The organism is Lysinibacillus sp. FSL H8-0500 (genome assembly GCF_038051955.1).
Classification (GTDB): Bacteria; Bacillota; Bacilli; order Bacillales_A; family Planococcaceae; genus Lysinibacillus; species Lysinibacillus macroides.
On record NZ_CP150292.1, the window covers coordinates 4150858 to 4176221 of the forward strand.

A 25364-nucleotide genomic window follows, 5' to 3' on the forward strand; every position below is an offset into this window, starting at 1 on the left:
CCGCATGAAAGCGGAGTGGTAGTAATAAAAGTGTGTTAAAATTTCTCTTTTTCAGAGAAAACTACTATCCAAATTTTTTATCAAACACCATCTTACATTTGAAATATTTTCAACTATAGGTGATGTCAGCTATTACTTCAATGTACGCCAGCCAATATCTTTACGGAAGAAGAAATGATTCCATTCTTCTGTTGCCATGCCAGCATAAACCTTTTCCTGTGCTTCTTTTAATGTTGATGCCTTCGCACCTACTAACAGTACCCGACCACCGTTACCAACAAATTGACCATCTACTAATTTTGTTCCTGCATGAAATACAGCATATGATGTTGAAAGTGCCTCAAGACTTGGTAATGCATGTCCTTTTTCTACATCACCAGGATAGCCCTCTGCTGCAATTACAACACCTAGCATTGCTTCATTTGACCATTGTAAATCAAATGGCTGCTCATCCATTAAAGCTGTCATAAATGCACCAAAATCAGATGTCATGCGCGGTAATACAACCTGTGTTTCTGGATCACCAAAGCGAGCATTAAATTCAATTACCTTTGGTCCATTTTGCGTTAAAATAAGCCCTGCATATAAAATACCTGTGAAGGACACACCATCTGCCTCCATACCTTTTACAGTAGGCTCTACGATTGTTTGATATGCATAATCTACTACTTCTTGTGAAATTTGTGGCACTGGTGAATAAGCGCCCATACCGCCCGTATTTGGTCCTTTATCGCCATCATAGGCACGTTTATGATCTTGTGCAATAACCATTGGGTAAATTTGACCTTTATGTATAAATGACATAAAGGAGAATTCTTCTCCATCTAAAAATTCTTCAATGACAACACGTGATGATGACTCGCCAAAGCGCTGATTGCCAATCATATCCTGCACCGCGTCAACCGCTTCCTGCTCTGTCATCGCTACCACAACGCCTTTGCCTGCTGCTAACCCATCTGCCTTAATAACGATTGGGGCTCCCTGCTCCTGAATATAAGCAATTGCCTGCTCCGCCTCTGTAAATGTTTCGTGTGCAGCTGTTGGGATATTGTATTTATTCATCACTTCTTTTGCATAGGATTTACTGCTTTCAATTTGTGCCGCTGCCTTTGTTGGACCAAAGATGCGTAAGCCCCTCTCCGCAAAGAAATCAACAATGCCTGCAGCAAGTGGCTGCTCAGGACCGACAAATGTTAAATTAACGTTATTTTCCTTAGCAAATTGTGCAAGACCTGCAAAGTCCATTGTATCAATTTGAACAATCTCTGCATCATTGCGCATCCCATCATTGCCTGGTGCTACAAATACTTTATTGATAGATGGTGAAATGCTAAATTGTTTAGCGATTGCATGCTCACGACCACCACTTCCAATTACTAATATATTCATTTAAAAAAATCCTCCTCTGTGTACATAAGACCGAAATGCTTTATCTTGGTTCAATATTTATCTTCTTTAAGATAGGGATAACTGTCTAGTTTTCTCTTTGCTCAACAAATAGCTAAACATCCACTGAACCAAGATAAAAGCACCGGCGGATGTCACAGATTTTAAGGCCTACATGATGTAGGTCAGTTAACCGTTGTCACAGGACGTGACGCTTTTAGGTTAACTTTCTTCCAAAGAGCATACTCGAAAAAATCTGGACACAATTTATGCTGAGGCATAATTGATCCACCGCCTCGGTCTCTACCTTGCTATTTTAATGTTTAAAATGACGTACGCCTGTAAATACCATAGCGATGCCATATTCATTTGCTTTATCAATCGAATCTTGGTCTTTTATCGAGCCACCTGGTTGAATAATCGCTGTAATGCCTGCTGCTGCTGCTGCCTCAACCGTATCACTCATTGGGAAAAAGGCATCGGATGCAAGTGCAGCGCCCTGTGCTTTTTCTCCAGCTTGCTCAAAGGCAATTTTAGCTGCACCTACACGGTTCATTTGCCCGGCGCCTACACCAAGCGTCATATGTGCATCTGTCACAACAATAGCATTTGATTTAACATGTTTGACAACAGACCAGCCAAGCTTTAATGCTTCCCATTCCTCTGCTGTTGGTTCACGATCTGTCACCACTTGAATCTCTGCATCACTAAAGCCATAACGATCTGGCTCTTGTACTAACAGACCGCCTTCCACAGAAACAACATTGAATGGATCTTGGTTTACTTGCTCAAATGGGATGGTTAATAGACGAATATTTTTCTTCTGTGTTAAAATATCTAGTGCTTCTTGAGAGAAAGCAGGTGCAATAATAATTTCTAAGAAAATATGACTTAGCTTTTCCGCAGTTGCTGCATCTACCTCACGATTTAATGCGATAATACCACCAAAAATAGATGTTGGATCTGCTTCATACGCTTTATCAAATGCTGCCTCTAGTGTCTCTCCAGTTCCTACACCACAAGGGTTCATATGCTTTACGGCTACTGCTGCTGGCATATCAAATTCCTTGACGATTTGTAATGCTGCATTGCCATCCTGAATATTATTATAAGATAGCTCCTTACCATGTAGCTGTGTCGCATAGGCTAATGAGAAGTCAGAGCCAAGACGCTTTTGGTAAAATGCAGCTTGTTGATGTGGGTTTTCGCCATAGCGTAAGTTTTGTTTTAATTCATATGTCAATGTTAGGCTCTCTGGGAACTCTTCTTCTGTTAAATAGTTAGAGATATAAGAATCATAAGCAGCTGTGTGACGAAAAACTTTCGCAGCTAATTGACGACGTGTTTCAATAGTTGTTGCACCATTAGCTTTTAGTTCCTCTAATACGTTTGCATAGTCATTGCTATCTACGATAACCGTTACATATTGATGGTTTTTTGCAGCAGAACGTAACATTGTAGGACCACCGATATCGATATTTTCAATCGCATCATCCCAAGTTACATTAGGCTTTGAAATTGTTTCAACAAATGGGTATAAGTTGACACAAACAATTTCAATTGGTTCAATGCCATGCTCATTCATTTGCGCTTGATGAGAAGCATCGTCAAACTTTCCTAATAGACCACCATGAATCATTGGATTTAATGTTTTCACGCGACCATCTAAAATTTCAGGAAACTTCGTTACTTCATCTACTGCTGTTACAGCCACCGCATTGTCCTGTAACATTTTTTTTGTACCACCAGTTGATAAAATTTCATAACCTAATGCTACTAATTCCTTTGCAAATTCTAAAATACCATCTTTATTGGAAACACTAATTAATGCACGTTTTGTCACAACAATATCCTCCTAATTTTTATCGTGTTTGCCACGAACTAACTTGCTAGATTGATAGAGTTAGGTCTTATTTGTAAGAAGGTACTTGACCTAACTCCTTTCTTCATTACTGTAATAATTGCTGTAAAGCCTTTGTATATAATAAATGCTCTTGCTTGTGTATCTCCGCCTCTGTTGCCTCACGGTTGCCTTCAATCACTGGTACAGCAACCTGTGCAATAATAGGTCCTGTATCCATTCCCTCATCTACAAAATGCACCGTTACGCCAGTCACCTTTACCCCATGATTCATTGCCTGACCTATGGCATCTTTCCCGGGAAATGCTGGTAATAAAGAAGGGTGAATATTGACAATGCGCTGTGGAAATGCCGCTAATAATACATCGCTAATTAAACGCATATACCCTGCAAGCACAATCCACTTCACATCGTATTTATGTAAAGCCTCAATAATAGCAGTTTCGTAAGCTGCTTTTGATACAAATTCTTTTGGATTTAATGCGAGTACAGGAATGCCGAAATTTTCAGCACGTGTTACGACAAATGCTCCTGGCCTATCTGTGACAACAAGTTCAATCTTCGCATGTAGTTCGCTACGTTCAATAGCCTCTTGAATGGCTTGAAAATTACTGCCGCTGCCTGACGCAAACACGGCGATTTTTGTTGGTGCTGTCATTACACTAAACTCCCATCATGTGAGCCGTTAAATACAACGCCATCACCCTTTACAACGCGACCAATTGTATATGCCTTTTCACCATTTGCCTCTACTGCAGCAATCACTTTATCAGCTTCGTCTGCTGAAACAGCAATGACAAAACCAATCCCCATGTTAAAGACATTATATAAATCCTTATCTGCTAACTGACCTTTATCTTTTAAGAAGTCAAAAATACGCAATACTGGCCATGTGCCTAAATCAATTTCAGTCGCTAAGCCTTCTGGCATCATACGTGGTAGGTTTTCATAGAAGCCGCCACCTGTAACATGTGCACAGCCATGAACATTTGCTGCTTTTAATGCTGCTAATACAGGCTTCGCATATAATTTTGTTGGTACTAAAAGCGCCTCTCCAATTGGGCCTAAATCTTCATAGCCTTCTACAATAGCATCCACTGCATATTGCTGGTCTGCAAAAACAATTTTACGTACTAACGAGTAACCATTTGAATGCACACCGCTTGATGCAATACCAATAAGGACGTCGCCTTCTACGATTTTTTCTCCTGTAATAATAGCAGACTTTTCACAAGCACCTACTGCAAAGCCTGCTAAATCATATTCATCTTCCTCATAAAGACCAGGCATTTCTGCCGTTTCGCCACCGATTAATGCCGCACCAGATTGGACACAGCCATCTGCAACACCTTTAACAATTTGTTCGATTTTTGCAGGTTCAGCTTTTCCAAGAGCTACGTAATCTAAAAAGTACAAAGGCTCTGCTCCTTGGGCCACTATATCATTTACACACATGGCTACACAGTCCACACCAATTGTATCGTGCTTGTCTACCATAAATGCTAGCTTTAGCTTTGTTCCAACCCCATCTGTCCCTGAAATCAAAACAGGTTCTTGAAGATTTAGTTCTGACAAGTCAAACATACCACCAAAGCCACCAAACGTCCCCATCACACCTAGACGGTTTGTACGTTCAACATGAGACTTCATTCGTTTTACGGCTTCATAGCCTGCTTCAATATTTACACCTGCTTGTTCATATGCTTTTGACACGCAGAGTTCCTCCTTATTATCCAAATCGCCTTTATCCTAGAGACTGCATTGTTTTTTAACGTAATAGTTCTTTTTCATGTGGTAAGATGGTATCCGGGAAAATTTCTGTTGGGTATTTGCCTGTAAAACATGCTAGGCATAGTCCACGGTTGTCATCTTCATATGGTCGTGCAATCGTGTCGACCATTCCCTCAGTAGAAAGGAATGTGAGAGAATCTGCTCCAATAGCTTCACGAATTTCATCTACATTATGACTAGAGGCAATCAGCTCTTCATGTGTAGATGTATCAATACCATAATAACAAGGGTTCGTCATCGGGGGTGACGAAATGACAACATGCACCTCTGCTGCCCCCGCATCCTTTAGCATTTTGACAATACGACGTGATGTTGTACCACGCACAATGGAATCGTCCACCATTATTACACGTTTCCCCTTTACCACTTGCACAACTGGTGATAGCTTCATTTTTACCCCGCGTTCACGTAGTTCCTGCGTCGGCTGAATAAAGGTACGACCAACATAACGGTTTTTAATCAGACCTAGCTCATAAGGAATGCCACTTTCTTCCGCAAAGCCGATTGCTGCTGAAATACTTGAATCCGGCACCCCTGTTACAACATCTGCCTCAATATGCGCACATTCACGAGCAAGCTGTTTTCCCATACGTTTACGTGCCATATGGACGTTAATCCCATCAATATCTGAATCCGGACGAGCTAAATAAACATATTCCATCGCACACATTGCACGTTTGTTCATATCTGCGAAACGGTCCGATTTAACCCCCTCATCATTAATGATGATTAGCTCTCCTGGTTCTACAGAGCGAACAAACTCTGCTCCAATTAAATCAAATGCACAAGTTTCAGAAGCTACTACCCAGCCATCTCCTAGCTTACCAAGAGATAATGGACGTAAACCATGTGGATCACGTGCAACAAGCATTTCATCCTTTGTCATAATTAAGAAAGAATACGCACCCTTTAAAAGAGATAGGGCATTTTTCACCTTCGCACGGAATGGTGAATGCGAGCTTTTCTTAATAAGATGCGCCAACACTTCTGTATCAGAGCTAGAGTGGAAAATACTACCCTGTCGCTCTAAATATTGTTTTAAATGTGTCGCATTGACTAAGTTACCGTTATGGGCAATTGAAAGGCTACCAGTTGAGGAGTGGAATAATAATGGCTGTACATTTTCGATACCGCCACCACCAGCAGTCGTGTAACGAACATGTGCAATAGCTGCTTTGCCGTTCACTGCTTTTAATTTATCTTCGTTGAAAACATCATTAACTAGTCCTTCGCCTTTCACCGCGCGAAGATGCTGTCCGTCTGAAACGACAATTCCAGCGCCTTCTTGTCCACGGTGTTGAAGAGCATGAAGCCCGTAATAGCTAAGGTGTGCTGGATTTGGGTTACCCCAAATACCAAACACCCCACATTCTTCGTTTAAGCCTCTGAGTTCAGCAAGCATGGGATTGCTCCTTTCCAATTAGAACGGAATTCCTCCACTGTACCTTCTACAAGCACACCTTTGTCCCCGTTGATTTTCACAAGTGCATCATTTGTTACCACACCAATTTTTTGCGTATCTTTCACGATTTCTACAAACGCTGCGGCATCTTCCTCTTTTACTGTGACAACAAAACGAGATTGACTTTCACTGAATAATGCCGTTGTCGCAGATCCTGCTAGTGTTACGTCAACACCAAGACCGTTTGCAGCAAATGTTGTTTCAGCAATCGCCACAGCTAGACCTCCCTCTGCTACATCATGCGCAGATTGAACAAGGCCTGCTTTAATCGCCTTTAATAAAGCTTGCTGACGTGTCGCTTCAACCTCTAAATCGATAGCTGGTGCTTTCCCTGAAATAACCCCATCATTTAATAGCTTTTGCAGCTCTGAGCCACCAAACTCTGTTTTTGTTTCACCAATTACAAAGACGATGTCACCAGCAGCCTTCACTCCCTGTGTTGTAACATGTGCTAAGTCTTCAATAAGACCAACCATACCAATTGTTGGTGTTGGGTACACCGCTTCACCTGAGCGTTCATTATAAAGAGAAACGTTACCGCCGATTACTGGTGCATTTAATGCTGTACAGGCAGCAGAAATTCCATCAGCTGATTTTTCAATTTGCCAGAAAATTTCTGGTTTCTCTGGATTACCGAAGTTTAAGCAGTCTGTAATCGCAAGTGGCGTACCACCAGAGGCAACGATATTACGAGCTGCTTCTGCTACTGCAATCGCACCACCCACTTCTGGATCTAGGTAAATATAGCGAGAGTTACAGTCCGTTGTCATAGCTAACCCTTTATTTGTACCTCGTACGCGAATAACAGCAGCGTCAGAGCCTGGTGCTACAACTGTTGATGTACGCACTTGATAATCGTATTGATCGTATACCCACTCTTTAGAAGCAATTGTTGGTGCTTGTAAAAGAGCGCTTAATGTTTCTTTGTAATCTGTTACAACAGGCTCTGTGTTTTCGATAGCTTGGAACTGTGCATAGTACGCAGGTTCAGCAGATGGCTTATGATAGACAGGCGCGTCTTCTGCTAATGCATCGGCAGGCACCTCTGCCACTACTTGTCCATTGTGTAAAAGACGAAGCATTTTATCATCTGTTACTCGTCCAATAGCAACAGCATCTAAATCATATTTCTCAAAAATCACTTTAATTTCATCCTCGCGACCTTTTTTCACCACTAATAGCATACGTTCTTGAGACTCAGATAGCATCATTTCGTAAGCTGTCATACCTGTCTCACGCTGAGGCACTAAGTCTAAGTTCATTTCTACACCAGAACCAGCCTTTGAAGCCATCTCTGCTGAAGATGAAGTCAGACCAGCTGCACCCATATCTTGAATACCAACTAGCGCATCTGATTTTACAACCTCTAAACATGCTTCAAGTAAAAGCTTCTCCATAAATGGATCTCCTACTTGTACTGCTGGACGTTGGTTTTCTGATTCCTCTGTTAATTCCTCAGAGGCAAACGTTGCACCATGAATGCCATCACGACCTGTTTTCGCCCCAACATACATCACTGTATTACCAACACCTGCTGCAATACCTCGTTGAATATCTTGATGGTCAATTAAACCAACACACATAGCATTTACAAGTGGGTTGCCTTCATAGCAAGGATCAAATTGAATTTCGCCACCTACTGTTGGGATTCCGATACAGTTACCATATCCTGCGATTCCCGCTACTACTTCTTCAAATAGATATTTACCACGTGCTGATTTTAATTCACCAAAGCGTAATGAGTTTAACATAGCGATTGGACGTGCGCCCATTGAGAAAACATCACGGATAATACCGCCTACACCTGTTGCAGCTCCCTGATAAGGTTCAATAGCAGATGGATGGTTATGAGATTCCATTTTAAACACTACTGCTTGCTCATCTCCAATATCAACAATCCCTGCACCTTCACCTGGTCCTTGTAAAACTTGAGGTCCTTTTGTAGGGAATTTGCGTAATACAGGCTTTGAATTTTTATAGGAGCAGTGCTCAGACCACATTACTGAGAAAAGACCTGTCTCTGTCCAGTTAGGTAAACGTCCTAAAATTCCTTCCACCATTGCAAATTCTTCGTCTGACATCCCCATACCAGCGTATAGCTTTTCATCTTTAATTTGCTGTGCTGTTGGCTCAAACTTAGTTGTTGACATGATTTTCCCTCCACTGCTTCACGATTGATTTAAATACTGCTAGACCGTCTGCGCCGCCCACCAGTGCATCAACAGCTCGCTCTGGGTGTGGCATCATCCCTAATACATTGCCGCGCTCGTTTATAATCCCTGCGATATCTGCTAAAGAACCGTTTGGATTGTCACCTGAGTATGTGAATACGATTTGATTATTATCTTTCAGTGATTGCAAAGTTTCCTCGTCACAGTAGTAGTTACCTTCACCATGTGCGATTGGAATATTGATGATTTGACCTTGCTCATATTGATTTGTGAATAATGTATTGTTGTTTTCAACTTTAAGCTGTACTGTACGGCACATAAATTTCAAGTTTTTATTGCGTAATAAAGCTCCTGGTAATAATCCTGCTTCTGTTAGGATCTGGAATCCATTACATACACCTAATACAGGTTTACCAGCCTCTGCTGCCTTCTTAACCTCTGCCATAATATTAGATTGATTAGCCATTGCCCCACAACGAAGATAATCCCCATAGGAGAATCCGCCAGGCACTAAAATACCATCAAAGTCACTTAAATCTGTTGCTGTATGCCATACATATTCTACTTCTTCACCTAGCTCGTCTTTTATCGCATGATACATATCAATATCACAGTTGGACCCAGGGAATACGAGTACTGCGAATTTCATGATTAATTAGCCTCCTCGATTTCGTAACGGTAGTCTTCGATAACAACATTCGTTAAAACTTTGTCACACATTTCTTTGATTAGACTATCAATATCTCGTTCTGTGTCATTTAATGTTAGTTCAAGATATTTACCAATACGTAAATCAGCTACCTCATCATAGCCTATCTTTGCTAAAGAGCTTTGTACTGCTGAACCTTGTGGATCAAGAATGCTCTCACGTAATGTTACATAGATTTTTACTTTTTTCATTGTTATTTGCCTCCGAGTCTAGATAGTATAATAGTATAAACTTCAGTTAAATTACCAAGGTCTCGACGAAAAACATCTTTGTCTAACTTTTGCTTCGTTGCTGCATCCCAAAGTCGGCATGTATCTGGCGAAATTTCATCCGCTAATAATACAGTGCCATCTGTATCACGACCAAACTCTAGTTTAAAATCAATCAGTGTGACATTGACTTCTTCAAAAATTGGCTGTAAAACTTTATTAACAGCTAATGCTCCATCATAAATGGCAGTTACTTCAGCAGGTGTTGCAAGCTCTAGTATGTCAATATGCTCTGTTGTAATAAACGGGTCCCCTAGGGCATCGTCTTTATAATAAAATTCGACGATAGGCCGTTTTAAAGGTGTCCCCTCATCAAAGCCAAGACGATTGGCTAAACTTCCCGCTGCTATATTACGAACAACTACTTCAATCGGAATAATTTCTACTTTTTTCACAAGCTGCTGTGTGTCTGACAGTTGTTTTACGAAATGTGACGCAATTCCGTTAGCTTGTAATTTTTCGAAAATTAATGAAGTGATACGATTATTTAAAATACCTTTGCCTTCAATTTCCTCTTTTTTTTCACCATTAAATGCTGTTGCACTATCCTTGTATTCAACAAGTAGCACATCTGGCTCCTCTGTTGTGTACAATTTTTTTGCTTTACCTTCATACAAAAGTTGACCTTTCGTCATGTCGTTTTCCCCCTGATATTATGAGATACGCCTGTAGTAATGTTCAGAATTGAACCGTGCCCTCACGATCCAACTCTGAAACATTTAATCAATATTAGTTAAGTCCTAATCGTTCAAAAATCATATCCACATGCTGTAAATGATAGTTGTAGTCAAAGCACTTATCCAGCTCTTCTTTTGTTAAATAGGATGTAATTTTTTCACTTGCATCGACCAATGTACGGAACTGAACTTGTTCGTCCCACGCCTGCATTGCTAAAGGCTGTACGGTATCATACGCTTCTTCACGTACTAAGCCTTTATCAATCAATGCGAGTAAAATACGTTGAGAATAAATAAGACCAAATGTGCGATCCATATTACGTTTCATATTATCAGGGAATACTGTTAAGTTTTTCACAATATTACCGAATCGATTTAACATATAATTAAGTGTTATTGTTGCATCAGGTAAAATTACACGCTCTGCAGATGAATGTGAAATATCACGCTCATGCCATAAAGCGACATTTTCATACGCTGTTACCATATAGCCACGCATTAAACGTGACATACCAACCATATTTTCAGAGCCGATTGGATTACGTTTATGCGGCATCGCTGATGACCCTTTTTGGCCCTTTGCAAAAGCTTCCTCTACTTCACGTGTTTCAGATTTCTGTAAGCCTCGAACTTCTGTTGCAAATTTTTCGATGGATGTAGCGATTAAAGCCAATGCCCCTAAATATTGTGCATGACGATCACGCTGTAAAGTCTGTGTTGAAATTGGCGATGCTGCAAGGCCTAATTTATCGCATACATACTGCTCAACACGAGGATCAATATTGGCATATGTACCAACAGCTCCAGACATTTTCCCTGTTTCAATTACTTTTGCAGCAGCCTCGAAGCGCTCAAGATTACGTTTCATTTCCTCATACCATAAACCAAGCTTTAAACCAAAAGTTGTTGGCTCTGCATGCACACCATGTGTACGCCCCATCATTACTGTGTGTTTATGTTCCTTTGCCTTTGCAGCAATAATTTCAATGAAACTCACGATATCTTTGCGTAAAATATCATTTGCTTGTTTGATTAAATAGGAAAGCGCTGTGTCTACTACATCTGTAGAAGTTAAACCATAATGCACCCATTTACGTTCTTCCCCAAGTGTTTCAGAAACGGCACGGGTAAAGGCTACAACATCATGACGTGTTTCTTGCTCAATCTCTAAAATACGATTTACATCAAATGAAGCATTTTCGCGAATTTTAGCAACGTCCTCTTTTGGAATATCGCCTAATTCTGCCCAAGCCTCACATGCTAAAATTTCAACCTCAAGCCAAGCCTGGTATTTATTTTGCTCTGTCCAAATTGCGCCCATTTCGGGTCTTGTATAACGTTCAATCATCGCGTGTCTCCTTCTATTCCGACCAAATGCCAGAACTCTCGATTTGCTGTAGTGTTTCCTCTATGTTTTTTGTCATAATCGTTACATGGCCCATCTTACGGTTGACCTTAGCTTCAGCTTTCCCATAAAGATGGATAGACCAGTCAGGATATTTAGCAATTGAGTTACTTAATGGCACGACATGCTGCCCTAATACATTGACCATAATAGATGGTGCCCAAAGCTGTGGCTTACGTAATGGCCAACCACAAACCGCACGAATATGCTGATGGAATTGTGAAACATTACACGCTTCTATTGAATAGTGACCAGAATTATGAGGTCTTGGTGCTAATTCATTAATAATAATGCGACCATCCTCTAATACAAACATCTCGACTGCCAACGTGCCTACTAGGTGCAAGTAATCTGCAATTTTTAAAGCTTCACGTTCTGCCGTTTGAGCTGTTTGTTGTGTGATACGTGCAGGTACAATGGTTTCATGTAAAATATGATGCACATGAATATTCTCTCCAACAGGCTGACAATATGATTCACCATGACCATTCCTTTGAACAATAACCGATACCTCTTTTACAAAAGGTATAAACGCTTCGGCAATACATTGTGAATGACTAAATAGCTCTTTCGCGAAAGGGAGGTCTTCTGCTGATTTTAAAAGCTGCTGCCCCTTGCCATCGTAACCACCTCTTGCTGTTTTGACTATACAAGGATACCCAATCGTATCAATATTGGCTACTAGTTCATCATAAGTTTTTGCAACAATATAAGGTGCTACTGGACAACCAGCCTTCCCTATCGCTTCTTTTTCTGTGATGCGGTCTTGCGTAATGCGTACCAATTCAGCTCCCTGAGGAACATATGCAATTTGCGATAAACGCTTTAAGCCATCATAATCAATATTTTCAAATTCATATGTGATCACATCGCTAACTTCTGCAAGTTCTTCTAATGCAGCTTCATCATCATAAGATGCCACAATACGAATATCTGCTACTTGTCCACATGGCGAGTCCATTGCTGGTTCAAGCACAGCAATTTTAAAGCCCGACTCCTTTGCAGCAATTGCCATCATTCGACCAAGCTGACCTCCACCGATAATCCCTAACGTTTGTCCAGGGTAAATAATCTTCGTCACACTAAGTCACCTGAGCTTTCTAACACTTGCTGCTTTGTTGCCTCACGTCTAGCATCTAATGTAGTAGCAAGCCCTGTATCAGTTGTTGACAAAATTTGCGCTGCAAGTAATCCTGCATTTGTGGCTCCTGCTTTGCCAATCGCTACAGTTGCTACAGGTACACCACCAGGCATTTGAACAATAGATAATAATGAATCAAGTCCATTTAATGCACGTGATTGCACAGGTACACCGATGACTGGCAATGTTGTTTTCGCTGCCGCCATACCGGGTAAATGTGCAGCCCCACCTGCTCCAGCAATAATCACTTGTATACCTCGCTCACGTGCTGTTTCAGCATACTCAAACATTAAATCAGGCGTACGATGTGCCGATACTACCTTTTTTTCATAAGGTACTTGTAATTCATCTAAGATATCACATGCATGTTTCATTGTTTCCCAGTCACTTGAACTCCCCATAATGACACCGATTTTCGGATTCATAAATTGTCGCTCCTTTTAAACGATAGAAAAATGATCGATTCTTGTGCAAGCTACTATTCTATAATTGCTCTTGCCATTCTTCTCTTTTTTAACAAAAAAGCCCTCAACTAAACTACTCTCTACTATACAGGTGAAAGCAGCTTACTTGAGGACTTATGAGGACAAGAATATAATCCATGTACAAAGCTATACATTGATCTTCTTGCAACATACCAAAAGTGCTTTCCCGCATAGTCCAGCATTTACGGTGCCGGGTAGAGACACTAGAGCCAATTCTCTAGCATATATGTGGGACTTATTTGTTTTTCCTTCTCACATTTTAACAAGGGATATCCTTGTCGTCAATTCGAAATACGAACATTTTTTAATGGTATCAAAAAAATATTCGTATTTTATTCATATTCACTCTCTATCTTGCACAAACATCGCTTTAAATTGAATTTTTTGTCGCAAATATGTCGGTTCACCATTTACTAGCTGAAAGAGGGGCTCTTCTTTCCGACCCACAGCTATATAGCCGTCTTCACGCATTCTTGCTAAACAGTCATCAATAGACTCGTGTTCTTGGACTTCATACCAAATTTGTTTTTTCCCCAATTTTGTCTTCCTCTCAATACGATATTTTAAATCTTAATCGCTTGACTTCCATTATACCGTTAGTTCCTTGAAAAAAAGCTAGCAATGTTCGTCAAGCCATAAAATAAATACCTAGCAAAATTAGGAATAGAAATATATGCAATATAACAAGTATTTTACGAAAATCACCTTTAACCCCAAATAATGCACTGATAATACCAATCATACTTAAAATAAATGGGACAAATACACTTAGACCATAAAGAAATTTAAAAAAAGAGCCATACCATTTTGTTGAATCATAACCGAACATAAAGATGATTAATAGTAGACATAAAATTGATATAGTAGTAAATATATGATATCTCATTTTTAATCCTCCATTATCAAACCCTATTTAGTGGTATCTGTTATATATAATTGTAACATTTTGTTTATTTGTGTTACTATCTTAGAAATAATGATGCCTCACTTCCATAAGAATAGTGATAATGGAACATAAAGTATGTTAACTTTTACTGATAAAAACAGATTTGGCCCGTCTATTCATACTATAAACAGAGAGCTAATACAGATGTTAAAAATAAATGCAGCATTCTAAAGTCAATCTTTTTAACAGTATGATAAATGATTCATGAAAATCTTAAATAAGCCAACTAGAAACCCTAAAACATTCACAACTTTCAATGAACTTAGTTTAAAACAGTTGTCGTATATGGCTGATCGCCTCCAAGAATTGATAAACATACAATTTAGTAAAAATTTTCCAATCATACATAAGCTGTCTAAGAAAAAAACACCCGTTTCGCTAAGGACTGACCCTCCTATATAAGACAGGGATGAAAAAGCCGTTATCGGTACTGAACTGGTGACTGATTGGTTAGCTCCATTTTTATTCGGATATAGTTATAATAATTTACATAGTCTTTGACAGTTTGCTTTACGATGGCCGTTGTAGAACAAACTGTTAAAGTAGAACGTTTCAGACTTTCATGTAGAATGAAATGTGGTATTATCAGCTGATGTACTTTTTCGGGAACATACTCATAGCAATGCATTTTCCTTTTTACAGCTTGTTGTAACGATAAGCTGTGTACACTGAGCCTTGGTTATCTGCAACAACATACATCCCTCACGAAATCCATATCTCAATCCTCCTCCAATTGAATAAGCAATGATCTATACCCTTATATAAGTCTTGAATACTTGAAAGATATAACTATTCCTAACCAAAAGGCAAGTATGTAATGTCGGTAACAAGCTTCTGTAAAGGCACAGTTGCTTCAAAATCACGATTAAATAAATTAGCTGCGGTATAGTGAGGTTGTCCAGTTTGTTTACTTTGTTTCCCTTTCACTCAATATTGCCAACCATAGTTTACATGATGCGTTGTATAGCCTTATGATTCATGCATATTTCTTGGTATAAGAGTGCAATATTTTTTCGATAACCGTACCAAAATTTATGTGCACGGCAGAGATAATTAGTACGGTGGCTACCCTATTGCCTGACGAGACCTTCCATCAGTAAATGCCTATTTCCGTAGTTCATACAATTCCTAAGTATGAATACTTATCCTTTACACATATCCTTCTCGAAGTACCTTGACTAATTGTACAGCTACTTCTCCAACTCAAGGTACTTTTTAAGTCCTTAATTTGTTGTGTTAAATAATGATTTTCTTCTTCTAATTTTGTTCGTTCACTCTCATATGCCGGACCCTTATGAAACCGTATATTGTTTACCCATACGTTGAATTTTTCTATTTTTAATCAAGAATTCCATGTTTCCACTTGTGTTCTATGCCGTATAAATCTGTTTCATAGGTATACCTGCTCATCGTATTTCTATGGCCTTCATTTTTATTGCATATAGATAACTCACTCTTATCCTCATAAAAAAGCACCTTCTAATTGAAGTTTAGGTAGCCAACCCTGAATTCAATCGAAGATGCTTTTTCAGGCTCGTTATTACAAAAAATACTATAGATCTGCTATTTTAAAGGATAAAATTATTTTATTTGCACAAAAAAAGCCATGGAATAAATCCATGACTTTTTAATTGCCTAGCGATGTCCTACTCTCGCAGGGGGAAGCCCCCAACTACCATCGGCGCGAAAGAGCTTAACTTCCGTGTTCGGGATGGGAACGGGTGTGACCTCTTTGCCATTATCACTAGACTTTGTATATTGTTGAAAGGGTTATTCTTTCAAAACTGGATAAACGATGCATTGAATAGTTTAAACATTTTGGTTAAGTCCTCGATCGATTAGTATTCGTCAGCTCCATGTGTCGCCACACTTCCACCTCGAACCTATCTACCTCATCGTCTTTGAGGGATCTTACTTACTTGCGTAATGGGAAATCTCATCTTGAGGGGGGCTTCATGCTTAGATGCTTTCAGCACTTATCCCGTCCACACATAGCTACCCAGCGATGCCTTTGGCAAGACAACTGGTACACCAGCGGTGTGTCCATCCCGGTCCTCTCGTACTAAGGACAGCTCCTCTCAAATTTCCTACGCCCACGACGGATAGGGACCGAACTGTCTCACGACGTTCTGAACCCAGCTCGCGTACCGCTTTAATGGGCGAACAGCCCAACCCTTGGGACCGACTACAGCCCCAGGATGCGATGAGCCGACATCGAGGTGCCAAACCTCCCCGTCGATGTGGACTCTTGGGGGAGATAAGCCTGTTATCCCCGGGGTAGCTTTTATCCGTTGAGCGATGGCCCTTCCATGCGGAACCACCGGATCACTAAGCCCGTCTTTCGACCCTGCTCGACTTGTAGGTCTCGCAGTCAAGCTCCCTTGTGCCTTTACACTCTACGAATGATTTCCAACCATTCTGAGGGAACCTTTGGGCGCCTCCGTTACCTTTTAGGAGGCGACCGCCCCAGTCAAACTGTCCGCCTGACACTGTCTCCTGCCCCGCTTAGGGGCATGGGTTAGAATTTCAATACAACCAGGGTAGTATCCCACCGACGCCTCCTTCGAAGCTGGCGCTCCGAGATCTCTGGCTCCTACCTATCCTGTACAAGTTGTACCAAAATTCAATATCAGGCTACAGTAAAGCTCCACGGGGTCTTTCCGTCCTGTCGCGGGTAACCTGCATCTTCACAGGTACTATAATTTCACCGAGTCTCTCGTTGAGACAGTGCCCAGATCGTTACGCCTTTCGTGCGGGTCGGAACTTACCCGACAAGGAATTTCGCTACCTTAGGACCGTTATAGTTACGGCCGCCGTTTACTGGGGCTTCAATTCGCAGCTTCGCTTGCGCTAACCACTCCTCTTAACCTTCCAGCACCGGGCAGGCGTCAGCCCCTATACGTCACCTTACGGTTTTGCAGAGACCTGTGTTTTTGCTAAACAGTCGCCTGGGCCTATTCACTGCGGCTCTCTCGGGCTTTCACCCTATCAGAGCACCCCTTCTCCCGAAGTTACGGGGTCATTTTGCCGAGTTCCTTAACGAGAGTTCTCTCGCACACCTTAGGATTCTCTCCTCGACTACCTGTGTCGGTTTGCGGTACGGGCACCTCTCACCTCGATAGAGGCTTTTCTTGGCAGTGTGAAATCAGGAACTTCGTCCATACGGACTCGCCATCACAGCTTGGCGTTACAGTGTGCGGATTTGCCTACACACACGCCTATCTGCTTGGACGCGCATATCCAACAGCGCGCTTACCCTATCCTCCTGCGTCCCCCCATTTCTCAAACGGTGAGGAGGTGGTACAGGAATATCAACCTGTTGTCCATCGCCTACGCCTATCGGCCTCGGCTTAGGTCCCGACTAACCCTGAGCGGACGAGCCTTCCTCAGGAAACCTTAGTCATACGGTGGACGGGATTCTCACCCGTCTTTCGCTACTCATACCGGCATTCTCACTTCTAAGCGCTCCACCAGTCCTTCCGGTCTGACTTCAACGCCCTTAGAACGCTCTCCTACCACTGACATCGTAGATGTCAATCCACAGCTTCGGTGAATCGTTTAGCCCCGATACATTTTCGGCGCAGCGTCACTCGACCAGTGAGCTATTACGCACTCTTTAAATGATGGCTGCTTCTAAGCCAACATCCTGGTTGTCTGTGCAACGCCACATCCTTTTCCACTTAACGATTACTTGGGGACCTTAGCTGGTGGTCTGGGCTGTTTCCCTTTTGACTACGGATCTTATCACTCGCAGTCTGACTCCCGTGTATAAATATCTGGCATTCGGAGTTTGTCTGAATTCGGTAAACCGGGATGGCCCCCTCGTCCAAACAGTGCTCTACCTCCAGTATTCTCATCACGAGGCTAGCCCTAAAGCTATTTCGGAGAGAACCAGCTATCTCCAGGTTCGATTGGAATTTCTCCGCTACCCACACCTCATCCCCGCACTTTTCAACGTGCGTGGGTTCGGGCCTCCAGTAAGTGTTACCTTACCTTCACCCTGGACATGGGTAGATCACCTGGTTTCGGGTCTACGACCACGTACTATTTCGCCCTATTCAGACTCGCTTTCGCTGCGGCTCCGCCTTCTACAGCTTAACCTTGCACGTAATCGTAACTCGCCGGTTCATTCTACAAAAGGCACGCTATCACCCATTAACGGGCTCTAACTACTTGTAGGCACACGGTTTCAGGATCTCTTTCACTCCCCTTCCGGGGTGCTTTTCACCTTTCCCTCACGGTACTGGTTCACTATCGGTCACTAGGTAGTATTTAGCCTTGGGAGATGGTCCTCCCGGATTCCGACGGAATTTCACGTGTTCCGCCGTACTCAGGATCCACTCTGGAGAGAACGAACTTTCGACTACAGGGCTGTTACCTGCTCTGGCGGACCTTTCCAAGTCGCTTCATCTAACTCGCTCTTTTGTAACTCCGTATAGAGTGTCCTACAACCCCAAGAGGCAAGCCTCTTGGTTTGGGCTCTTCCCGTTTCGCTCGCCGCTACTCAGGGAATCGATTTTTCTTTCTCTTCCTCCAGGTACTTAGATGTTTCAGTTCCCTGGGTCTGCCTTCAAGACGCTATGAATTCACGTCAAGATCCTACGCGATTAAACGTAGTGGGTTCCCCCATTCGGAAATCTCCGGATCAAAGCTCACTTACAGCTCCCCGAAGCATATCGGTGTTAGTGCCGTCCTTCATCGGCTCCTAGTGCCAAGGCATTCGCCGTGCGCCCTTAATAACTTAACCAAGTTATTAAGCCTATAAAAAAACTTAAAAAATAAATGTGTTTGTTGCTGTCGCTGCGCTTTCGCACAAAAACAGCTTGTTACAATTTCAATGTCGTTTTATCCAGTTTTCAAAGAACAAAGCTACTGCCTGCTTCTACTTCTTCGCAGCTTTGCGACGAAAGCGTAGCGACAGGAGCACATATATGAAGTGTTTCATTCAGAAAGAATGAACCTTCAAAACTGAACGCAAAACGTAATCATTGTTTCATCCTCGATGAAACCTTCCGTAAATATCCTTAGAAAGGAGGTGATCCAGCCGCACCTTCCGATACGGCTACCTTGTTACGACTTCACCCCAATCATCTATCCCACCTTCGGCGGCTGGCTCCAAAAGGTTACCTCACCGACTTCGGGTGTTACAAACTCTCGTGGTGTGACGGGCGGTGTGTACAAGGCCCGGGAACGTATTCACCGCGGCATGCTGATCCGCGATTACTAGCGATTCCGGCTTCATGTAGGCGAGTTGCAGCCTACAATCCGAACTGAGAACGACTTTATCGGATTAGCTCCCTCTCGCGAGTTGGCAACCGTTTGTATCGTCCATTGTAGCACGTGTGTAGCCCAGGTCATAAGGGGCATGATGATTTGACGTCATCCCCACCTTCCTCCGGTTTGTCACCGGCAGTCACCTTAGAGTGCCCAACTAAATGATGGCAACTAAGATCAAGGGTTGCGCTCGTTGCGGGACTTAACCCAACATCTCACGACACGAGCTGACGACAACCATGCACCACCTGTCACCGTTGCCCCCGAAGGGGAAACTATATCTCTACAGTGGTCAACGGGATGTCAAGACCTGGTAAGGTTCTTCGCGTTGCTTCGAATTAAACCACATGCTCCACCGCTTGTGCGGGCCCCCGTCAATTCCTTTGAGTTTCAGTCTTGCGACCGTACTCCCCAGGCGGAGTGCTTAATGCGTTAGCTGCAGCACTAAGGGGCGGAAACCCCCTAACACTTAGCACTCATCGTTTACGGCGTGGACTACCAGGGTATCTAATCCTGTTTGCTCCCCACGCTTTCGCGCCTCAGCGTCAGTTACAGACCAGAAAGTCGCCTTCGCCACTGGTGTTCCTCCAAATCTCTACGCATTTCACCGCTACACTTGGAATTCCACTTTCCTCTTCTGCACTCAAGTCCCCCAGTTTCCAATGACCCTCCACGGTTGAGCCGTGGGCTTTCACATCAGACTTAAAGGACCGCCTGCGCGCGCTTTACGCCCAATAATTCCGGACAACGCTTGCCACCTACGTATTACCGCGGCTGCTGGCACGTAGTTAGCCGTGGCTTTCTAATAAGGTACCGTCAAGGTACAGCCAGTTACTACTGTACTTGTTCTTCCCTTACAACAGAGTTTTACGATCCGAAAACCTTCTTCACTCACGCGGCGTTGCTCCATCAGGCTTTCGCCCATTGTGGAAGATTCCCTACTGCTGCCTCCCGTAGGAGTCTGGGCCGTGTCTCAGTCCCAGTGTGGCCGATCACCCTCTCAGGTCGGCTACGCATCGTCGCCTTGGTGAGCCATTACCTCACCAACTAGCTAATGCGCCGCGGGCCCATCCTATAGCGACAGCCGAAACCGTCTTTTAGTCTTTTACCATGAAGCATAAGAGATTATTCGGTATTAGCCCCGGTTTCCCGGAGTTATCCCAAACTATAGGGTAGGTTGCCCACGTGTTACTCACCCGTCCGCCGCTAACGTCGAAGGAGCAAGCTCCTTCTCTGTTCGCTCGACTTGCATGTATTAGGCACGCCGCCAGCGTTCGTCCTGAGCCAGGATCAAACTCTCCATAAAAGAAATTTGATTTGCTCAAATTGTTTTGCTGGCATCAATTTTGATGTCCAAAATTTTTGTTTTGTTCACTAGCCGAAGCTAGCTACTTAAAACTTGATTGATTACGTTTTGCTTGTTCAGTTTTCAAGGTTCATGAATGTCATTTTCTTAAGCGATTGTTTTAAATTATAAAATAGTTATTTTTATTTGTCAATAACTTTTAATTTTTTGTTTCGCAACAACGTTTATTAATATACACCTAGAGTACTTCAAATTGCAAGCATTTATTTAAAGAAAAAATATTCAGATTTTAACTTTTACTATAAAACTGAGTTTCTTCCTATATAAAAGTAAATTATTTCTCTTATCGAATTCTTGCTTGCTTCAGCAAATATTTTATAAATCAGCTTATACAAATAAAGAACTTTAGAAGCTATTTCTTGTCGTCTATTTAAAGTGAGTGATTTATCTGTACCTGTCATTCCGATTTCCGTACAGATAAATTATTGCCTATTGAACGCAAATTAAATCACTCATCTATCAAAAAAGCTATTCAAACGATTTCTCGCCGAATAGCTTTATATCATTATCTAATGTGTTGCTGTTGCAAGATACAATAGGAAAATTAAACCGAATACATACATAATCGGATGAACATCTTTTGCACGACCTTTAACAACCATCGTTAATGGGTAAAATACAAAACCAATTGCGACACCTGTTGCAATAGAAAATGTTAATGGCATCATTAACATTGTGAAGAAGGCGGGTACAGCTACCTCAAACTTCTCCCAATCAATTTTCCCTAGTGAGGCAACCATCAATACACCTACAACGATTAAAGCTGGAGCTGTTACTGCTGATGTAACAACACTTAGTAATGGTAAAAAGAATAAAGATAGTAAGAACAATATACCTGTTACAATTGAAGCAAAGCCTGTACGAGCACCTGCTGCCACACCAGATGAAGATTCAACAAATGAAGTAATTGTTGATGTACCGAAAATAGAACCTACGATTGTTGCAATTGAGTCAGAAATCAATGCTCTTCCTGCACGCGGTAATTTATTATCTTTAACGAAGCCTGCTTGGTTTGCGACAGCCATTAATGTACCTGCGTTATCAAAGAAATCAACAAACAAGAACGTTAAGATAACTGATAGCATTGATAATGTATAGAATTCTGCATCACCAAATGCTGAGAATAACGCACCGAATGTTGGCTCAATTGATGGAGGCATTGCAAAAACTTTCTCTGGTAAATCAACTAAACCGAAAATCATACCCGCTATCGCAGTGATTGCCATCCCTAAAAATACGCCAGCCTTTACACCACGAACTAAGAAAATAACTGTAATAATAATACCAAAAATCGCCAATAATACTTCTGGGTCTGTTAAATTACCAACACCTACAAATGTTGCAGGATTTGCTATAACAATGCCTGCATTTTTTAAACCAATAAATGCGATAAATAAACCAATACCCGCACCAACAGCTAATTTTAGCTCCATTGGAATGGCGTTAATTAATTTTTCACGTAAGCCTGTTAACGTTAAAATGAGGAAAAATACACCTGATACAAATACCGCTGCTAATGCATGTTGCCATGGGCTGCCATTTGTTAAAATAACTGTGTAAGCAAAAAATGCGTTTAAACCAAGCCCTGGCGCTAACGCTAACGGATATTTCGCCAATATCCCCATAATAAACGAACCGATAGCTGCCGCAACTGCTGTCGCTACAAATACTGCCCCGTAGTTCATGCGAAGTGCCTCTGGTAAATCAGCTACATCTGCAAGCGTTAATGTTAATGGGTTAACGACTAGGATATAAGCCATCGCTAAAAATGTTGTGAATCCTCCAAGAATCTCTCTTCGATAATTCGTTCCAAGTTTATCAAACTCGAAATACTTTTTCATTGTGAATTGTTCCCCCATATAGTCGTCTATAATTATAAGAAATAAAAGCAATTAAAAAGACATGTCTCCAACTGACATGCCTACGAATAAAGTATTATGTATGAGCGTACAATACAAATTTACTTACATCGTAGTCAAATCATTACGGTGATTTGGTAGAAACTTGCGAGCCTATTCCCGCTATTATACGACGACATTATTTAATTTACATTCAATAATATATCACCTCACTTTTCATTTTTCAACTTATTTCCGAACATTATTTGATTTTTTCACCACAAAGTTCGTAAAAAACTTTTTTTATTTTAATAATAAATTTGCCTAACCTCCTCTATAAACATTCCTCTTGTTTGAGAAAAATACGAAAAAAGGGCGTGTCACAAAATAACTTTCCTGACACGCCCTGCCTATTAACTTGTTGCTAAATTAAGATACGTATTATTAAAACGATTTTCCTTTAAATCTTTAATATCAATTAAAAACTCCAAATATCCAGCATCCCACCAACACATATTCACATCACTTAAAGAGGATAATGAGAATAGCATTTGCCAACTTTTTGCTGCTTGTCGATGATGATCCGTATGCTCCTGATACTTAAATAATCGTTCACTCATCCCATTTCGACATAAATAAGCGTCAAGCTGTGTTTCTCCAGCCCAGGTTTGCAGCCCTCCAGCAAGCGCGTCACTAACACCACATATTTCTGTATAAATATCCTCATACTCCTCAAACAGCGCATACAAATCTTCTCCTACATCAGGCAATGATAAGTGAGGTTGCCATATAATTTGATAAGAAACGAAACCACGCTCAACAGCATTGACTTCTTCTACCCCTTCTGGCAACTTTGTTAAAGCTAAATTTGTTAAATCCCCATTATAATAAATAACTTGATGATCGACATCATAGGCGGGTTCATCCATACCTAAAAAGAAATAAAGCATCCCTGATGATGGCCAATGATCTGAAGGTAAAAATGGCAATTCACTTAAATTAATTTGTGCAAGAAAAGTATAAGCTTCTCCATCCTCAGTACAGGGCCATTCGATAGACTGTGGTAAATCAGGACATCCAGCTATACGGCTACTGCCAACCTGCTTATAATTTTCCTTATCCACAAGAGTAAACTGTAACGAAACTTGGGCATGCTCTAGTAAAATTGCTTCCAGTTCGTTCTCTCCTGCTAAATGATATTCATTTAATAGATCTGCAATCGCTTGTTTACGCCAGCTTTCTCGCATCATTCTCACTCCTTTTTATGGCAAACCTTTTATATAATTTCAGTTTAGCATATATGCTAAAATCAAGTGAAAGGAGGAATGGATCATGAAAGAAATTGCAGCGTTTTTCAACCTACCATTTGAAGATATACAGGAAATTACCTATGAAATATTACAACCTATGTATGACAATGCTGGAGAATGTTTTTTTGAAGGTTCAGCTTATTTTATGGCCTATACAATATATGGTGCAAGAATTGAAATTGCTGAGATAGACAGCCGTTTTCTTCAAATCAAAAAACTAATCGAAATTGACCTCTCTCTACATAACGACAAAATCCTTTATATAAGGAGTTGAAGCAGATGAGTATCGTACAAATCAAAATCGATGGCGACACAAATATTGTAAAATACATTACCCTTATTCGAAAATTTAACAATGCGCTACCAATTACTATTATTAAAAGCAATATTGAAAACAAAAATTATGTTATCCATCATAATTTGTATGCCTATGATCTTGTAGATGATCTACTAAACATCGACCATACAGCTCGTTTTAGACAGCTATTAGCAGACTTAATAACGGCTGGAGCAAGGCTGCAAATTTATTGTGATGAAGAGCAATGTACATTGGAATATTTAGACAACAAAATAATAGCCATGCAGGAAATTGAAAAAGAATTGCAATTGGAAATGGATAGGGCCTTAAGAGAAGAATAGCGGGCTATAGAGCAAAACCATTCTCCCTATAGCCCCTTTTCATTTCTCCAAGGGTTCCCTTCATTACTATTCAACCACAAAAGAAAATTATCGGTTACATCATTTTCGCTAGGAACACCATATCCATCACTTACCAATTGGAAATGAACTGCCTCTTCTTCAGCCTCCATTAAAAGATGATAACCACCATGATCATTACCAATAGAAATAAAATTAGGCGCATAATCTTGCACTTCATAAGCTTTATTCATTTCAATTAGCTCATCTGTTGAATATACCTTTGCTAAATTACCAAGCACACCGTTAGATATATACAAAAGCTCTTTATATACTTTTGGCAACACCATTTGCAGCTTTTGTTCAACTTTTTGAATATCCTCTACAGTTGCTGGAGAATACAACTCAATTACCCATTCTTTGCAGCAAAATTCTGTCTCATGTTTTTTAGCCATTTATACCTCCAAAATACAATCTCTTATTTTACTATATAGCAAGCGCTGCTAGATGGCCTTGTAAACATGTATCAAAATTAATATTCATCATCCACTACAAAATATAATGGGTAGATTGTTTCCTCATTATTTTTGATGGATAATCTATTAATTAATAAAGCCTTTTACCTGTTTGCCATTAC

19 protein-coding genes, 3 rRNA genes and 2 riboswitches are annotated in these 25364 nt (G+C 41.1%); of the genes, 2 read left to right on the plus strand and 20 right to left on the minus strand.

The window, feature by feature from the left end; all coding sequences use genetic code 11:
• Positions 1–132: 132 nt before the first annotated feature.
• From purD to MHB44_RS20010, 19 genes are all read right to left on the minus strand, one after another.
• Positions 133–1389 (minus strand): phosphoribosylamine--glycine ligase, encoded by a 1257-nt coding sequence (gene purD, locus MHB44_RS19920; protein WP_341300556.1) that lies wholly within the window; start codon positions 1387–1389, stop codon positions 133–135.
• Between the two features lie 313 nt (positions 1390–1702).
• Entirely contained in the window at positions 1703–3229 is a 1527-nt protein-coding gene (gene purH / locus MHB44_RS19925; protein ID WP_341300557.1) for a bifunctional phosphoribosylaminoimidazolecarboxamide formyltransferase/IMP cyclohydrolase, read from the minus strand.
• Positions 3230–3335: 106 nt separating this feature from the next.
• The gene (gene purN, locus MHB44_RS19930) at positions 3336–3905 is read right to left on the minus strand and encodes a phosphoribosylglycinamide formyltransferase (RefSeq protein WP_341300558.1); all 570 of its coding nucleotides are present in this window, start codon (positions 3903–3905) and stop codon (positions 3336–3338) included.
• Entirely contained in the window at positions 3905–4960 is a 1056-nt protein-coding gene (gene purM, locus MHB44_RS19935) for a phosphoribosylformylglycinamidine cyclo-ligase (RefSeq protein WP_341300559.1), read from the minus strand. Before purM ends, purN begins: the two co-directional genes overlap by 1 nt.
• 55 nt (positions 4961–5015) lie before the next feature.
• Positions 5016–6440 (minus strand): amidophosphoribosyltransferase, encoded by a 1425-nt coding sequence (gene purF / locus MHB44_RS19940; RefSeq protein WP_341300560.1) that lies wholly within the window; start codon positions 6438–6440, stop codon positions 5016–5018.
• Positions 6416–8650, minus strand: a complete 2235-nt coding sequence (gene purL, locus MHB44_RS19945) for a phosphoribosylformylglycinamidine synthase subunit PurL (RefSeq protein WP_341300561.1) — start codon at positions 8648–8650, stop codon at positions 6416–6418. Before purL ends, purF begins: the two co-directional genes overlap by 25 nt.
• On the minus strand, positions 8637–9320 hold the full coding sequence (purQ, locus tag MHB44_RS19950; RefSeq protein WP_341300562.1) for a phosphoribosylformylglycinamidine synthase subunit PurQ: 684 nt from the start codon (positions 9318–9320) through the stop codon (positions 8637–8639). The genes purL and purQ overlap by 14 nt, the downstream gene beginning before the upstream one ends.
• A gap of 2 nt (positions 9321–9322) precedes the next feature.
• Positions 9323–9571, minus strand: coding sequence for a phosphoribosylformylglycinamidine synthase subunit PurS (purS, locus tag MHB44_RS19955; protein WP_053995371.1), 249 nt, complete (start codon positions 9569–9571; stop codon positions 9323–9325).
• Positions 9572–9573: 2 nt separating this feature from the next.
• A complete protein-coding gene (gene purC / locus MHB44_RS19960; RefSeq protein WP_341300563.1) occupies positions 9574–10284 on the minus strand; it encodes a phosphoribosylaminoimidazolesuccinocarboxamide synthase in 711 nt (236 codons plus the stop codon).
• A 94-nt stretch (positions 10285–10378) separates the two neighbouring features.
• Positions 10379–11674 (minus strand): adenylosuccinate lyase, encoded by a 1296-nt coding sequence (gene purB / locus MHB44_RS19965; RefSeq protein ID WP_341300564.1) that lies wholly within the window; start codon positions 11672–11674, stop codon positions 10379–10381.
• Positions 11675–11687: 13 nt separating this feature from the next.
• Complete coding sequence (purK, locus tag MHB44_RS19970; protein WP_341300565.1) at positions 11688–12812, minus strand: 5-(carboxyamino)imidazole ribonucleotide synthase; 1125 nt, start codon at positions 12810–12812, stop codon at positions 11688–11690.
• Positions 12809–13297: a 5-(carboxyamino)imidazole ribonucleotide mutase gene (purE, locus tag MHB44_RS19975; RefSeq protein ID WP_341300566.1), complete on the minus strand. Its 489-nt coding sequence runs from the start codon at positions 13295–13297 to the stop codon at positions 12809–12811. The genes purK and purE overlap by 4 nt, the downstream gene beginning before the upstream one ends.
• Positions 13298–13508: 211 nt before the next feature.
• Positions 13509–13607, minus strand: a riboswitch (purine riboswitch).
• 92 nt (positions 13608–13699) lie between these two features.
• Positions 13700–13894 (minus strand): NETI motif-containing protein, encoded by a 195-nt coding sequence (locus MHB44_RS19980; RefSeq protein WP_341300567.1) that lies wholly within the window; start codon positions 13892–13894, stop codon positions 13700–13702.
• A 91-nt stretch (positions 13895–13985) separates the two neighbouring features.
• Positions 13986–14243 (minus strand): hypothetical protein, encoded by a 258-nt coding sequence (locus MHB44_RS19985; RefSeq protein ID WP_341300568.1) that lies wholly within the window; start codon positions 14241–14243, stop codon positions 13986–13988.
• Between the two features lie 1693 nt (positions 14244–15936).
• Positions 15937–16052, minus strand: a 5S ribosomal RNA gene (rrf, locus tag MHB44_RS19990).
• A gap of 69 nt (positions 16053–16121) precedes the next feature.
• Positions 16122–19050: ribosomal RNA gene (locus MHB44_RS19995) — 23S ribosomal RNA — on the minus strand.
• A gap of 281 nt (positions 19051–19331) precedes the next feature.
• Positions 19332–20883, minus strand: a 16S ribosomal RNA gene (locus MHB44_RS20000).
• Together the 16S, 23S and 5S rRNA genes form the textbook arrangement of a ribosomal RNA operon.
• Before the next feature lie 569 nt (positions 20884–21452).
• Complete coding sequence (locus MHB44_RS20005; RefSeq protein ID WP_053995366.1) at positions 21453–22784, minus strand: NCS2 family permease; 1332 nt, start codon at positions 22782–22784, stop codon at positions 21453–21455.
• A 111-nt stretch (positions 22785–22895) separates the two neighbouring features.
• A riboswitch (purine riboswitch) is annotated at positions 22896–22995 on the minus strand.
• Positions 22996–23194: 199 nt separating this feature from the next.
• The gene (locus tag MHB44_RS20010; RefSeq protein WP_341300569.1) at positions 23195–24031 is read right to left on the minus strand and encodes a YwqG family protein; all 837 of its coding nucleotides are present in this window, start codon (positions 24029–24031) and stop codon (positions 23195–23197) included.
• Between the two features lie 82 nt (positions 24032–24113).
• On the opposite strand from MHB44_RS20010, the gene MHB44_RS20015 reads away from it, so the two are divergent.
• Both MHB44_RS20015 and MHB44_RS20020 read left to right on the plus strand, forming a co-directional pair.
• Positions 24114–24365 (plus strand): hypothetical protein, encoded by a 252-nt coding sequence (locus MHB44_RS20015; RefSeq protein ID WP_341300570.1) that lies wholly within the window; start codon positions 24114–24116, stop codon positions 24363–24365.
• 5 nt (positions 24366–24370) lie between these two features.
• Positions 24371–24730, plus strand: a complete 360-nt coding sequence (locus MHB44_RS20020; protein ID WP_341300571.1) for a hypothetical protein — start codon at positions 24371–24373, stop codon at positions 24728–24730.
• A 26-nt stretch (positions 24731–24756) separates the two neighbouring features.
• On the opposite strand, the gene MHB44_RS20025 is transcribed toward MHB44_RS20020, so the two are convergent.
• Positions 24757–25182 carry an SMI1/KNR4 family protein gene (locus tag MHB44_RS20025; RefSeq protein WP_341300572.1) on the minus strand — a complete coding sequence of 142 codons (426 nt, stop codon included), beginning with the start codon at positions 25180–25182 and terminating at the stop codon, positions 24757–24759.
• Between the last annotated feature and the right edge of the window lie 182 nt (positions 25183–25364).